The sequence below is a fragment of the Buttiauxella cochleicola genome (assembly GCF_021282435.1).
In the GTDB taxonomy this organism is placed as follows: Bacteria; Pseudomonadota; Gammaproteobacteria; order Enterobacterales; family Enterobacteriaceae; genus Buttiauxella; species Buttiauxella massiliensis.
Genome location: NZ_JAJSOT010000004.1, coordinates 363,220 through 375,783, shown reverse-complemented (window position 1 = coordinate 375,783; position 12,564 = coordinate 363,220). Strand labels below are relative to the sequence as shown.

Genomic DNA, 12,564 nt, shown 5'->3' with positions numbered 1-12,564 from the left:
TTCCTCATAACCCTGCTTTCAAACTTGCTTCGATAAATTTGTCCAGATCGCCATCCAGTACCGCCTGCGTGTTACGGGTTTCTACACCTGTACGCAAGTCTTTGATACGGGAGTCGTCCAGTACGTAAGAACGAATCTGGCTGCCCCAGCCGATATCCGATTTGTTGTCTTCCAGCGACTGCTTCTCAGCATTCTTCTTCTGCATTTCCAGCTCGTATAACTTCGCCTTCATCTGCTTCATCGCCTGATCTTTGTTCTTATGCTGCGAACGGTCGTTCTGGCACTGAGTCACTGTATTAGTCGGAAGGTGGGTAATACGCACCGCGGATTCTGTACGGTTAACGTGCTGACCGCCTGCGCCAGATGCACGATACACATCGATACGCAGATCCGCCGGGTTGATTTCGATATCAATGTCGTCATCCACTTCTGGATAAACGAAGGCGGAGCTAAAGGAGGTATGGCGACGGCCGCCGGAATCGAACGGACTCTTACGGACCAGACGATGGACGCCAGTTTCGGTACGCAACCAGCCAAAGGCATATTCGCCCTGAATGCGAATAGTCACCGATTTAATACCGGCAACTTCACCTTCAGACTCTTCAATAATTTCGGTTTTGAAGCCACGTGCTTCTGCCCAACGCAGATACATACGCATCAACATGCTGGCCCAGTCTTGCGCTTCGGTGCCGCCAGAACCTGCCTGAATGTCGATATAACAGTCAGCGCTGTCATATTCGCCGGAGAACATACGACGGAACTCCAGCTGCGCCAGTTTGGCTTCAAGCTGATCGATCTCAACGATGGTTTCGTTAAAAGTATCTTCGTCGTCAGCTTCAACGGCCAGTTCCAGCAGGCCGTTAACATCTTCCAGCCCCTGAGTCATTTGGTCCAATGTATCGACAATGGCTTCCAGTGAAGAACGCTCTTTACCTAACGCTTGCGCGCGTTCAGGTTCGTTCCACACATCAGGCTGTTCCAGCTCTGCGTTTACTTCTTCCAGGCGCTCTTTCTTGGCATCATAGTCAAAGATACCCCCTAAGAACGTCGCTGCGCTCAGTGAGGTCCTGGATGCGGTTTTTTACCGGGTTAATTTCAAACATGGTCTGTATTATCTTATGTTGATGACAGAAGACGAAAATGCGGTCGTAGACCGGAAAGTTTACCGGAATTACGCCGCTTTTTATAGCTTTGTTGCCCGTTAATAGCCAAGTAATAGGGCTATAGAGGCCAGATATGATCGATTAACAACTGAACGCTGCGATTACCGCGAAACTCATTTACGTCCAGTTTGAAAGCCAATTCAACTTCACGCACGCCGTTATCCGGCCAGCATCCGGTATCCACATTGAATGCAATGCCGTCAATCAGCGGGCCACCGCCGATGGGTTCAACCATCACTTTAAGATGACGCTCGCCCACCAGCCGTTGTTGTAACAAACGGAATTTGCCGTCAAATAATGGCTCAGGGAACATCTGCCCCCACGGCCCGGCATCGCGCAGCATCTCAGCGGTTTCCAGCGTCATCTCTTGCGCAGAAATAGCACCGTCTGACCAAATCACGCCCTGAAGCAATGCAGGATCAAGCCATTCGCCGATCAGATCGCCAAAGCGCTGGCGGAACTCTTCAAATTTAGCTTCCTCCAGCGACAAACCTGCCGCCATCGCGTGGCCGCCAAATTTTAGCATCATGCCCGGATACAGAGTATCGAGGCGCTCAAGAGCATCGCGCATATGCAAGCCTTGCACCGAGCGGCCAGAGCCTTTCAGCGTGCCGTCACCAGCGGGTGCAAATGCAATTACCGGGCGGTTAAAGCGCTCTTTGATACGTGAAGCCAGGATACCGACCACGCCCTGATGCCATTCCGGGTGGTACATCGCCAGGCCATATGGCAACTCATCATGGCTGTGCTCAAGTTGTTGGCACAGCGTTAGCGCTTCAACCTGCATGCCTTGCTCAATCTCTTTACGTGTCTGATTGAGTGCATCCAGCTCATTGGCCAACATCCGTGCTTCAGCAATATTTTCACTGAGCAGTAGCGCCACACCTACGGACATATCGTCCAGGCGCCCTGCCGCATTCAGGCGCGGACCTAACGCAAAACCTAAATCGCTGGCAGCAAGTTTTTGCGGCTCACGGTTAGCGACTTCCAGCAGTGCTTTAATACCAGGGCGACATTTGCCTGCACGAATACGGCTCAAACCCTGCCAGGTCAAAATGCGGTTATTGGTATCAAGCGGAACAACATCGGCCACGGTGCCCAATGCCACTAAATCCAGCAGCTCTGCAATGTTTGGAATCGCCAGGCCCTGCTGTTCAAACCAGCCGCAATCACGCAGATGAGCACGCATTGCCAGCATCAGATAAAAGGCAACGCCAACACCGGCAAGTGATTTTGACGGGAACTCACAATCAACCAAATTTGGGTTAACGATAGCATCAGCCGCCGGAAGTTCAGGCCCCGGCAGGTGATGATCCGTCACGACTACCGGAATGCCCAGTGCGTGAGCTCGTTCAACACCGCTATGGGAAGAGATCCCGTTATCAACGGTCAAAATCATCTGCGCGCCACGCGCATGAGCTTGATCCACCACTTCCGGGCTCAAACCATAACCGTCGTCGAAACGGTTAGGTACGAGATAGCTGACGTTTTGGCACCCGAGGCTGCGCAGCCCCAGCACGCTTAACGCGGTGCTGGTCGCGCCATCGGCATCAAAATCGCCGACAACGATAATGCGCAAGCCTTCACGGAAAGCGTTATGCAGTATCTCAACGGCTTTATCCATGCCATTAAGTTGTTGCCACGAGAGCATTCCCTTCACACTACGTTCAAGGTCTTGCTCGCCACGTACGCCACGGCTGGCGTACAGGCGTTTTAAAAGTGGGTGCAATTGCTGGGGTAACACCACGGATTCATCGACCGTACGGCGGCGAAGTTGTGTTTGCTGTTTCACCCGTTAACTACCCACCTACATTGGTAAGTTGCTGGTGTGCATCCAGCATTTGCTTCATCTCTTTCGGCCCCTGGTAGCCAGGAATAACCGTACCGTTACTCAGCACAATTGCAGGCGTCCCCTGAATACCAAACTGCACGCCCAGGTTGTAATGATTGGCGATATTCATATCGCAAGTCCCACCCGCAACAGCTTCTCCTTTCATCGCTGCATCAAATGCTTTTTTAGGGTCTTTTGAACACCAGATAGCTTTCATATCGTTTTCAGTCTGGCTTTGCAGACCCTGGCGAGGGAAGGCCAGGTAACGCACGGTAATACCTAGCGCATTGTAGTCTTTCATCTCTTCATGCAGCTTGTGGCAATAGCCGCAGGTAATGTCGGTGAACACCGTAATGACGTGTTTTTCCTGCGGCGCTTTATAGATGATCATCTCTTTTTCGAGCGCGTTCAGTTTACCCACCAGCAGCTGATTGGTGACGTTAACAGGCTGCGCGCCGCTCACATCGTACAGCGGCCCCTGAATAACGTGTTTACCGTCTTCGGTCACATACAAAACGCCGCTATCGGTTAATACCGTTTTCATGCCCGCAACAGGTGCCGACTGAATGTCAGCATTTTGCACGCCTAACTTAGCAAGAGACTGCTTGATTGCTGCGTCGTCAGCATGAACAAAACCGGACACAGAGACCGCTAATAATGGGAGCAGCCACAAACGCTTTTTCATGATGATTCCTTATCTTCTACCACTCACGCTCGTGGGTGGTGCTGTTGATGTAGCTGGCGTAACCGCTCTGTAGCTACATGCGTATAAATTTGGGTGGTGGACAAATCGCTGTGTCCAAGCAACATCTGTACGACTCGCAAATCCGCACCATGGTTCAGTAGATGCGTGGCAAATGCGTGTCGCAGAACATGTGGTGACAGCTTTTCGCTATCGATTCCAGCCTGCACCGCATAATGTTTAATGCGATGCCAGAATGTCTGGCGCGTCATTTGTTGGGCACGATTGCTCGGGAAAACGGTATCTATTGATACGCCATTGAGCAGCCATGGCCGCCCATGTTCCAGGTAGTTTTCCAGCCAGTAAACGGCTTCTTCGCCCATTGGAACCAGACGTTCTTTATTACCTTTACCGATGACTCGCACCACGCCCTGACGCAGGCTGACATCACTCATTGTCAGGCCGACTAACTCCGATACACGCAGGCCAGTAGCATACAATAATTCGAGCATCGCTTTGTCACGCAGCTCGATAGGCTGGTCGACACAAGGAGCTTGCAGTAGACGTTCTACCTGCGCCTCGCTTAAGTCTTTCGGCAAACGCTGCGGTAGTTTTGGCGATGAAAGCATCACACTCGGGTCATCTTCGCGTAATTTTTCGCGGTAGAGATACTGAAACAACCGACGAATCGCGCTCAGCATACGTGCTGAACTTGTTGCTTTATATCCACCTTCAAGGCGTTCAGCAAACAGCGACTGCAAATCGCCAGTTTGCACATTCAGCAGACTCAGGGAGTGACGTTCCAGCCACTCCGCCACCATCTTCAGATCCCGACGGTAGGAGTCTAACGTGTTTTGTGCCAGATTCCGCTCAAGCCAGAGCGCATCAAGAAATTGTTCGATTCGGGCCAGATCCTGTTCCACTACAGCCTCACATTTGGCGAATTGTGTCCATTATGCATGATGCACAATGGGATCTGATACACTTGCAATCCTGCACGTTTTTAAAAGAGTTGTTAACGCGATGAACATTGGCCTTTTTTATGGCTCCAGCACTTGTTACACCGAAATGGCTGCCGAAAAAATTCGTGACATCATTGGCCCGGAACTGGTGACACTGCACAATCTGAAAGATGATTCACCAGCCATGATGGAACAATACGATGTGTTAATTCTCGGTATCCCCACCTGGGATTTCGGCGAATTACAGGAAGACTGGGAAGCCGTCTGGGATCAACTGGATAATCTGAATCTTGAAGGCAAACTGGTTGCGCTTTATGGCATGGGCGATCAGCTCGGCTACGGTGAATGGTTCCTTGATGCTCTGGGCATGCTGCACGACAAACTGGCCCCACGCGGCGCTCAGTTTATTGGCTATTGGCCAACTGAAGGCTATGAGTTTACTAGCCCGAAACCGGTTATTGCCGATGGGCAACTGTTCGTTGGCCTGGCGCTTGATGAAACCAATCAGTACGATTTAAGCGATGAGCGAATCGAAACCTGGTGTGAGCTAATTCTTGCAGAAATGGCCGAACATTTTGCCTGAAAGCTGTTTAAGCTTCCCCACTTCCACTCGCCTGTTGTTGCAGCATCAGGCGACGTAAATCACGCCACTCCCCCGTGTCCATGCTATCAGCGGACAGCCATAAATGCTGGCAGCGTTTGCGCCCGACTCGGCGTAAGCGCAGCATCATGCCACTGCGTAAAACCCAAGGGGAACCAACGATTTCCCACTCCTGGTTTTGCCAACGCAGATGGTAGTCGGTCAGAAGTTTCATTTCGCCCTGGCAGGCATGGATGCGCCGCTGGCTGCGCACACTGTCAAATACAACCAGCGAAAGTAGCAGCATCCAGATTAGCGTATAGCTCATCGGCCACGGCATCAGCAGCACAAAAAGTGCCACCAGACCGTGTGCTAAAAGTGATAGCCATTGTGCACGCCAGGAGACGCGAAGATCAGATTGCCACAGGACCACGTTCTTTATTCCGTGTCTGAATCAGTGTCACCATCCGTTGCAGCTCTGTATCTGCAGGTTTGCCATGATTCATTAACCAATTGAACAGGTCTGGATCATCGCTTTCCAGCAAACGGACAAACAACTGCTTATCCTCAGTGCTTAACGAGTCATATTCATATTCGAAGAATGGCATAATCGAAATATCCAGCTCGCGCATTCCCCGGCGGCACGCCCAATGAATTCGGGCTTTGTTATTGATATCCATGTGCTCTTTCCTGGTTCTCTGACAAAGTAGGTACAAATGTTAGTGTAACGTGTTTTTATGGCACGCATTAAATGAATGTTACCGTTTGCGCGCTTTATCGTGAGAAAAATCTGTAATGCGTTGCTGTTGCATTAACCTTGCGAGAAAACGCGTAAGCGCACAACTCGCGTTATCAAACTGCTTGCATTGCCAAATGGCTCTTTTACCATTGAGCCAATTCATTTGCTCAAAACCCAGGGACATAACTATGGCTTTCACTCCATTTCCTCCGCGTCAGCCTACGGCCGCAGCCCGCCTGCCGCTAACACTCATGACTCTTGATGATTGGGCACTGGCAAGCGTGACAGGCAAAGATGCAGAAACCTACCTACAAGGCCAGGTCACGACCGACGTTGCACAACTGGCTGCAAATCAGCACACACTTTGCGCGCATTGTGACGCGAAAGGGAAAATGTGGAGCAACCTGCGCCTGTTCCATCGTGGCGAAGGTTTTGCCTTGATTGAGCGCCGCAACCTGCGTGATGCGCAGCTTGTTGAGCTAAAAAAATATGCAGTATTTTCCAAAGTCACCATCGCTCCAGATGATGAAAGCGTGCTGATGGGCGTTGCAGGTTTCCAGGCTCGCGCTGCGCTGGCTAATCTCTTTGCCACCTTGCCAGATGCAGAGAATCCGGTTGTACAAGAAGGTGCTACCACGCTCCTATGGTTCAACTTACCTGCCGAGCGTTTCATGCTGGTAACTGATGAATCTACCGCGCAAATACTGGCTGAAAAATTACAGGGTGAAGCACAGCGTAACGACAGCCAGCAATGGTTAGCTCTGGAGATTGAAGCTGGTATTCCGGTTATTGAACCGGTTAACAGCGCACAGTTCATCCCACAGGCCACGAACCTTCAGGCGCTGGGCGGAATCAGCTTCAAAAAAGGTTGTTACACCGGCCAGGAAATGGTGGCTCGTGCGAAATTCCGTGGCGCTAACAAGCGTGCTCTATGGTATCTCGCAGGCAAAGCCAGCCGCTTACCGGAAGCTGGTGAAGACCTGGAGTTGAAAATGGGTGATAACTGGCGTCGTACCGGTACGGTACTGGCAGCCAGCCAGCTTGATGATGGGCGAGTATTGGTTCAGGTTGTGATGAACAACGATCTGGAAGCCAATAGCGTGCTGCGCGTTCGTGATGATGTCGGCAGCGAGCTGGTTATTGAGCGACTGCCATATTCGTTAGAAGATGAGTAAAACAACCCGCCGTCGCCCTGCACATGGGGCGACGGATAATTAATGAATATAGAGATAAATCGCAAGGAAGTGGCATACACTGCCGCCGAGCACAAAACCGTGCCAGATTGCATGGTTGTAGGGAATACGCTTGCAGACGTAGAAAATCACTCCCAGCGAGTAAATCACCCCGCCAACTGCCAACAGCGTTACGCTGCCCGGCGCGAGTTTAATTACCATTTGATAAATAACTACCAACGATAACCAGCCCATCAGCAGATAAGTCACTAACGATAAAACCTTAAAGCGATGTGCGATGGTGAGCTTAAAGAGAATACCAGCCAGCGCCAGCCCCCAAATAACAACCATCAGCCCGCGCGCCAGAGGCGAATCCAGGCCCACGAGTAAAAAGGGCGTATACGTCCCGGCTATCAACAAATAAATTGCGCAGTGGTCAAATTTTTTCAGCCAGCGCTTGGCGGGTTGATGGGGAATCGCGTGATACAACGTTGATGCGAGAAACAGCAAAATCATGCTGCCGCCGTACAGGCTATAACTGGTTATTGCTGTCACACTTGCGTTAGCATCAACCGCCTGTATCAGTAACAAAACCAGCCCGACAATCCCAAAAACCAGTCCTATACCATGGCTAATACTGTTGGCGATTTCCTCCGCCATTGAATATCCTTTCGCTATCAATGGTTTGTCAGACATATGGCAACTCCCGGTGAGACAAAAAATGGATAATGCATTGCAACTCTACCCAAGATAATTCGAGTTGCATAAAGGCGGCGACGCAGTGAGTCCCCAGGAGCTTACTTGAGTAAGTGACGGGGGTGAACGAGGAAAGCCAACGCATATGCAGCTCGAAGAATGATGGGTAGAGCATAGCTGAGAACGATTCCAGCTAACACCTGTACGCTAAAATAAATCCATCAAAACTTATAACGGTATCGATACAATATATTCACACCAATAATTTACTAATGGAGCACCAGGATGACGCAGCTAGCTTTCGGCGCAATGAGTGAAGTGATTAACTTTCTGATGGAGATCGACAAGCTAAAACTTGTTGAGCGCCGCACTAAGATTATCGGTCATGGTCGCCCCGAGAACTCCGCTGAACATAGCTGGCATTTTGCCGTAGCAGCCATGAGTCTTGCTCCCTTCGCCCCAGAGAATGTTGATATTTCCCGAGTCGTCCAGATGGCATTACTGCATGATATCGTCGAGATAGATGTCGGTGATGTCCTGGTTTATGACCTTGCCGCTCGCGCAGCCATTGCCGAGAAAGAAGCCATCGCAGCTGAAAGGTTGTTTGGATTGTTACCTGAACCACAGAGCACTCTGTTTTTACAGCTATGGCTGGAATATGAAGCCGGTGTCACCGCCGATTCTCGCTTTGCAGGAGCACTCGATAGAATCCTCCCTATCCTGCAAAATTTGCATAACGATGGGCAAAGCTGGCGCGAGAATGGAATTTCGCTCGAACAAGTGTTGAAGCGCAACGCGCTGGTGGGCGAAAGCTGGCCCGAATTATGGCAACATGTCGTCGGTCATTTATATTCAGCGCAAGAAAAAGGCTGGTTAATTTAATTCGGGAAGACCCAGATGTTTACTCATGCAGCAATTGCCAATCTCAATGGCCTGGAAATGCTGGTCTATAATTTTATCATCAAAAATCGTGACAAAGTGATGTACATGACAATCCGCGAGTTGGCTGATGCGGTGGGCGTTTCCACGACAACAGTGCTGCGTTTTTGCCGCAAGCTAAATTGCGAAGGCTATTCTGAATTTCGTGTGCGCTTTAAATTGTATCTTGAGCAAAATGATGAGCAGCTGGTTAATTTTGGCCCGAGTGAAATAATCAGCTTTTTTAAAAGCACTAATAATGAAGAGTTTGATAATTTAATTGATCAGGCAGTTGATATTATTTGTTCATCAGAACGAATTATATTTGTCGGAGCCGGCACCTCTGGAGCTTTGGCTAAATATGGTGCACGTTTCTTTTCTAATGTCGGAAAATTTAGTAACCATATTGATGACCCTTATTTCCCAGTCACTAATGATATGGCGAAAAATGCCCTGGCAATTGTTCTTTCAGTCTCCGGTGAAACAGAAGAGATCCTGCGCTTCGCCAGCCAGTTCAGCCTGCATAACTGTAAAGTGCTCTCCATTACCAGCCACGAGAACTCAGCGCTGGCAAAGCTTGCTGACTTTAATATCTCCTGGCACATTCCACTTACACGCGTTGGCGGGGTGTATGACATCACCACGCAAATCCCTGTCATTTATATTTTAGAGACCATCGGCCGTAAATTGGCTAAGAAAATGGCATAAAAAAACAGCCTGTTTTTTCCGTGTAACAAATCACATGAATCGTGATTTGTTATATCGTGACAATTAAATCTCATTTGCTAGACTCCAGACCAGAGCTTATTAATGCGCTGCCATTTTGTGATGTATCCCACATTATTTCTGGCACTGACAGTGAGATTACAAAATATGAAAAAACTGACTTTACCGAAAGATTTTTTATGGGGCGGTGCAGTTGCTGCACACCAGGTTGAAGGTGGCTGGAACAAAGAAGGTAAAGGCCCAAGTATCTGTGATGTGCTAACCGGTGGCGCTCATGGCGTGCCGCGTGAAATCACTCAGGAAGTTATCCCTGGAAAATATTACCCGAACCATGAAGCCATCGATTTCCATGGGCGTTACAAAGAAGACATCGCGCTGTTTGCAGAGATGGGCTTCAAATGCTTCCGCACCTCAATCGCCTGGACGCGTATTTTCCCGAAAGGCGACGAACTTCAGCCTAATGAAGAAGGACTGAAATTCTATGACGACATGTTCGATGAATTGCTGAAATACAACATTGAGCCGGTTATCACCCTATCCCACTTTGAAATGCCACACCATCTGGTTACCGAATACGGTGGCTGGACCAACCGTAAAGTGGTCGATTTCTTTGTTCGTTTTGCCGAAGTGGTGTTTGAACGCTACAAGAGCAAAGTGAAATACTGGATGACCTTCAACGAAATCAATAACCAACGCAACTGGCGTGCGCCGCTGTTTGGTTATTGCTGCTCCGGCGTGGTTTACACCGAACACGATAACCCGGAAGAAGTGATGTATCAGGTGCTGCATCACCAGTTCGTGGCCAGCGCCATGGCGGTGAAAATTGGTCACCGTATCAACCCTGAGATGCAAATTGGCTGCATGCTGGCGATGGTGCCGCTATATCCTTTCTCCTGCAAACCAGAAGATCAAATGTACGCCCAGGAATCCATGCGCGAACGTTATGTGTTCACCGACGTGCAACTGCGTGGTTACTACCCTTCTTACGTGTTGAACGAGTGGGAACGCCGCGAATTCAATATCAAAATGGAAGCAGGCGATGAGCAAATTCTGCGTGAAGGCGTATGTGATTACCTCGGCTTCAGCTATTACATGACTAACGCCGTGAAGGCTGAAGGCGGTAGTGGTGATGCACTATCTGGCTTCCAGGGCAGCGTACCGAACCCGCACGTTAAAGCCTCTGATTGGGGTTGGCAAATTGACCCAGTTGGCCTGCGTTATGCGCTGTGTGAGTTGTATGAACGCTACCAGAAACCACTGTTCATCGTTGAAAATGGTTTTGGCGCTTACGACAAAGTGGAAGAAGATGGCTCAATCAACGACGATTACCGCATTGATTATCTGAAAGCTCATGTTTCCGAAATGATGAAAGCGGTCACGTATGACGGCGTAGATTTGATGGGATACACCCCGTGGGGTTGCATCGACTGTGTTTCGTTCACCACCGGTCAGTACAGCAAACGCTACGGCTTTATCTACGTGAACAAGCACGATGATGGTACTGGCGATATGTCTCGCTCACGCAAGAAGAGCTTTAACTGGTACAAAGAAGTGATTGCCAGCAACGGCGAAAACCTCTGATTAATTTGATCAATCTTGCGCCCCCATTTGCGGGGCGCTTTTAATTCAGGTAGGCAATCCAAAGCGGAAGCAGGCACCGGTTTCTGGTCTTTCCACCAGCGCAATATCGCTGCCGTGCAGTTGCAGCATCTGGCGCACAATCATCAGCCCTAATCCACCAACTCTGATATGTGACTGATTGACAATCGACGGGCGTACAAACAATCCCTCTTTCAGTTCCTGTGGGATACCCGGTCCACTATCGCTAATTTGCACCATCACTTTTTCGCCCTCTTTCCACAATCGGACGGCAACGGTTCCTTGCTCCGGCGTATGGCGAATCGCGTTATCCAGCAAATTCGTTAATACCCGCTCAATCATCCCCAAATCCGCATCAATTAACGGCAAGCCAGGCTGAATATCGGCCACCAGTTGCAACTGACGAGTTTGCGTCATCAGTTCGAATTTCTGGAAGACATCCTGCAGCAACTCGCTCAGACAAAAATGCTCTTTCTGCGGCTTCACAACGCCGTATTCCAGACGCGCCAGTTCAAATAATGATTGTGCAAGAGTCCGTACTTTCTGGCTCTGCGCTAAAGCGATTTCCAGATACCGTTTTTTCTCAGCTTCGGAAAGTGTTGCTGACATAACAGATAAGCTTTCCAGATAACCGTGAAGTGAGGTTAACGGCGTGCGCAGGTCATGAGAAATATTGGCGATAAACTCACGGCGCAACTGGTCTTGCTGCGAAAGACGGTGCCACTGTTCCGAAATCCGCCGCGCCATCATGATAACCCCCTGGCGTAACAGGCTAATTTCATCATTGCTGTGTACTTTTTCGCAGGGGAGCGCGGCCATCGCCTGCATTTCCGCCATGCCACCGGTTTCCAGCGCATTAACCTGACGTGAAAGCGAGCGCAGTGGCCGGGTAATCCAGCGAAATGCCAGTCCACCAACAATCAGTCCAAGCAATGCAACCAGGCTGATAGAGAGCAGAACCACTTTAAACAACGTATTCGACTGCGCGTCGCTAGCAAGCGCATTGTAATTTTCACCAAGCAAAATGACATACAGATACCCTTTCACCTGCCCGTTTTGCCGCATCGGAGCGACGCTAAACACTTTTTTGCCATCGATACTACGTGGATCATCACCATAGATCGGATACTGCCGATCGTTAAGTGCCGACTGGATCGGCTCCAGATCGACTTGATGGCGTTTAATATGATCCGGCGGAGCGGCATCGCCAATGATGTTGCCTTTATCATCCAACAGATAAACTTCAACGCTTGGGTTAACCGTCATCAGATGATCAAACAGCGTGCGCACCGAGTCATTATTCAGGCCATCTTGCCCAAGCAGCGGGTAGCTCTGGTTGATGTGTTCAGCCAGTGAACCTGAAAGTTGTTGGATCACCGCCTGGCTGTACTGCGTGCTGGTGCGAATCTGCAGCCATCCCAGCAGGGAGCAAGAGGTAATGAGCAACAACGCAAAAACCAGAGTCAGGCGCTGTGAAAGAGTGAGTTTTCGCATGG

13 protein-coding genes are annotated in these 12,564 nt (G+C 49.8%); 5 read left to right on the top strand and 8 right to left on the bottom strand.

All coding sequences use genetic code 11. The features are described 5' to 3' along the window. Nucleotides 1-4 precede the first annotated feature (4 nt). From prfB to xerD, 4 genes are all read right to left on the bottom strand, one after another. Nucleotides 5-1,103, bottom strand: a protein-coding gene (gene prfB, locus LVQ77_RS12630; RefSeq protein WP_232904579.1) for a peptide chain release factor 2 whose coding sequence is annotated in 2 segments (ribosomal slippage) — nt 5-1,027 and nt 1,029-1,103 — 1,098 coding nt in all. Because the reading frame shifts where the segments join, the coding sequence is not laid out codon by codon here. 118 nt (nt 1,104-1,221) lie between these two features. After that, nucleotides 1,222-2,955, bottom strand: a complete 1,734-nt coding sequence (recJ, locus tag LVQ77_RS12625; protein ID WP_232904578.1) for a single-stranded-DNA-specific exonuclease RecJ — start codon at nt 2,953-2,955, stop codon at nt 1,222-1,224. Between the two features lie 7 nt (nt 2,956-2,962). Then, nucleotides 2,963-3,679, bottom strand: coding sequence for a bifunctional protein-disulfide isomerase/oxidoreductase DsbC (dsbC, locus tag LVQ77_RS12620; protein ID WP_232864537.1), 717 nt, complete (start codon nt 3,677-3,679; stop codon nt 2,963-2,965). 23 nt (nt 3,680-3,702) lie between these two features. Next, entirely contained in the window at nt 3,703-4,599 is an 897-nt protein-coding gene (gene xerD / locus LVQ77_RS12615; protein WP_134184556.1) for a site-specific tyrosine recombinase XerD, read from the bottom strand. Nucleotides 4,600-4,699: 100 nt separating this feature from the next. Here xerD and fldB point away from each other — a divergent pair, with 100 nt between their 5' ends. Next, a complete protein-coding gene (gene fldB / locus LVQ77_RS12610; protein WP_154150580.1) occupies nt 4,700-5,221 on the top strand; it encodes a flavodoxin FldB in 522 nt (173 codons plus the stop codon). A gap of 7 nt (nt 5,222-5,228) precedes the next feature. Here the strand turns inward: fldB and LVQ77_RS12605 are convergent, their stop codons facing one another. Continuing rightward, nucleotides 5,229-5,651, bottom strand: coding sequence for a protein YgfX (locus tag LVQ77_RS12605; protein ID WP_232864538.1), 423 nt, complete (start codon nt 5,649-5,651; stop codon nt 5,229-5,231). Next, the gene (gene sdhE / locus LVQ77_RS12600; protein WP_064513590.1) at nt 5,632-5,898 is read right to left on the bottom strand and encodes an FAD assembly factor SdhE; all 267 of its coding nucleotides are present in this window, start codon (nt 5,896-5,898) and stop codon (nt 5,632-5,634) included. Before sdhE ends, LVQ77_RS12605 begins: the two co-directional genes overlap by 20 nt. Before the next feature lie 247 nt (nt 5,899-6,145). Between sdhE and ygfZ the strand changes: the two genes are divergently transcribed. Then, nucleotides 6,146-7,132: a tRNA-modifying protein YgfZ gene (gene ygfZ, locus LVQ77_RS12595; RefSeq protein WP_151993197.1), complete on the top strand. Its 987-nt coding sequence runs from the start codon at nt 6,146-6,148 to the stop codon at nt 7,130-7,132. 39 nt (nt 7,133-7,171) lie between these two features. Here the strand turns inward: ygfZ and trhA are convergent, their stop codons facing one another. Next, nucleotides 7,172-7,825 carry a PAQR family membrane homeostasis protein TrhA gene (trhA, locus tag LVQ77_RS12590; protein ID WP_151993196.1) on the bottom strand — a complete coding sequence of 218 codons (654 nt, stop codon included), beginning with the start codon at nt 7,823-7,825 and terminating at the stop codon, nt 7,172-7,174. A 285-nt stretch (nt 7,826-8,110) separates the two neighbouring features. Here trhA and LVQ77_RS12585 point away from each other — a divergent pair, with 285 nt between their 5' ends. From LVQ77_RS12585 to LVQ77_RS12575, 3 genes are all read left to right on the top strand, one after another. Beyond that, nucleotides 8,111-8,707, top strand: a complete 597-nt coding sequence (locus LVQ77_RS12585) for an HD domain-containing protein (protein WP_232864539.1) — start codon at nt 8,111-8,113, stop codon at nt 8,705-8,707. A 15-nt stretch (nt 8,708-8,722) separates the two neighbouring features. Further along, a complete protein-coding gene (locus LVQ77_RS12580; protein WP_232904577.1) occupies nt 8,723-9,451 on the top strand; it encodes a MurR/RpiR family transcriptional regulator in 729 nt (242 codons plus the stop codon). 165 nt (nt 9,452-9,616) lie between these two features. Continuing rightward, nucleotides 9,617-11,050: a 6-phospho-beta-glucosidase gene (locus LVQ77_RS12575; protein WP_151993194.1), complete on the top strand. Its 1,434-nt coding sequence runs from the start codon at nt 9,617-9,619 to the stop codon at nt 11,048-11,050. Between the two features lie 45 nt (nt 11,051-11,095). Here LVQ77_RS12575 and LVQ77_RS12570 read toward each other — a convergent pair whose 3' ends face one another. Further along, nucleotides 11,096-12,562: a sensor histidine kinase gene (locus tag LVQ77_RS12570; protein ID WP_232864540.1), complete on the bottom strand. Its 1,467-nt coding sequence runs from the start codon at nt 12,560-12,562 to the stop codon at nt 11,096-11,098. Nucleotides 12,563-12,564: the final 2 nt, after the last annotated feature.

Bases quoted from the DNA above. Each gene is read 5' to 3' on its own strand.
- dsbC (WP_232864537.1), bottom strand. From the start codon at position 3,679: ATGAAAAAGCGTTTGTGGCTGCTCCCATTATTAGCGGTCTCTGTGTCC.
- fldB (WP_154150580.1), top strand. From the start codon at position 4,700: ATGAACATTGGCCTTTTTTATGGCTCCAGCACTTGTTACACCGAAATG.
- sdhE (WP_064513590.1), bottom strand. From the start codon at position 5,898: ATGGATATCAATAACAAAGCCCGAATTCATTGGGCGTGCCGCCGGGGA.
- ygfZ (WP_151993197.1), top strand. From the start codon at position 6,146: ATGGCTTTCACTCCATTTCCTCCGCGTCAGCCTACGGCCGCAGCCCGC.
- trhA (WP_151993196.1), bottom strand. From the start codon at position 7,825: ATGTCTGACAAACCATTGATAGCGAAAGGATATTCAATGGCGGAGGAA.
- LVQ77_RS12585 (WP_232864539.1), top strand. From the start codon at position 8,111: ATGACGCAGCTAGCTTTCGGCGCAATGAGTGAAGTGATTAACTTTCTG.
- LVQ77_RS12580 (WP_232904577.1), top strand. From the start codon at position 8,723: ATGTTTACTCATGCAGCAATTGCCAATCTCAATGGCCTGGAAATGCTG.
- LVQ77_RS12575 (WP_151993194.1), top strand. From the start codon at position 9,617: ATGAAAAAACTGACTTTACCGAAAGATTTTTTATGGGGCGGTGCAGTT.
- LVQ77_RS12570 (WP_232864540.1), bottom strand. From the start codon at position 12,562: ATGCGAAAACTCACTCTTTCACAGCGCCTGACTCTGGTTTTTGCGTTG.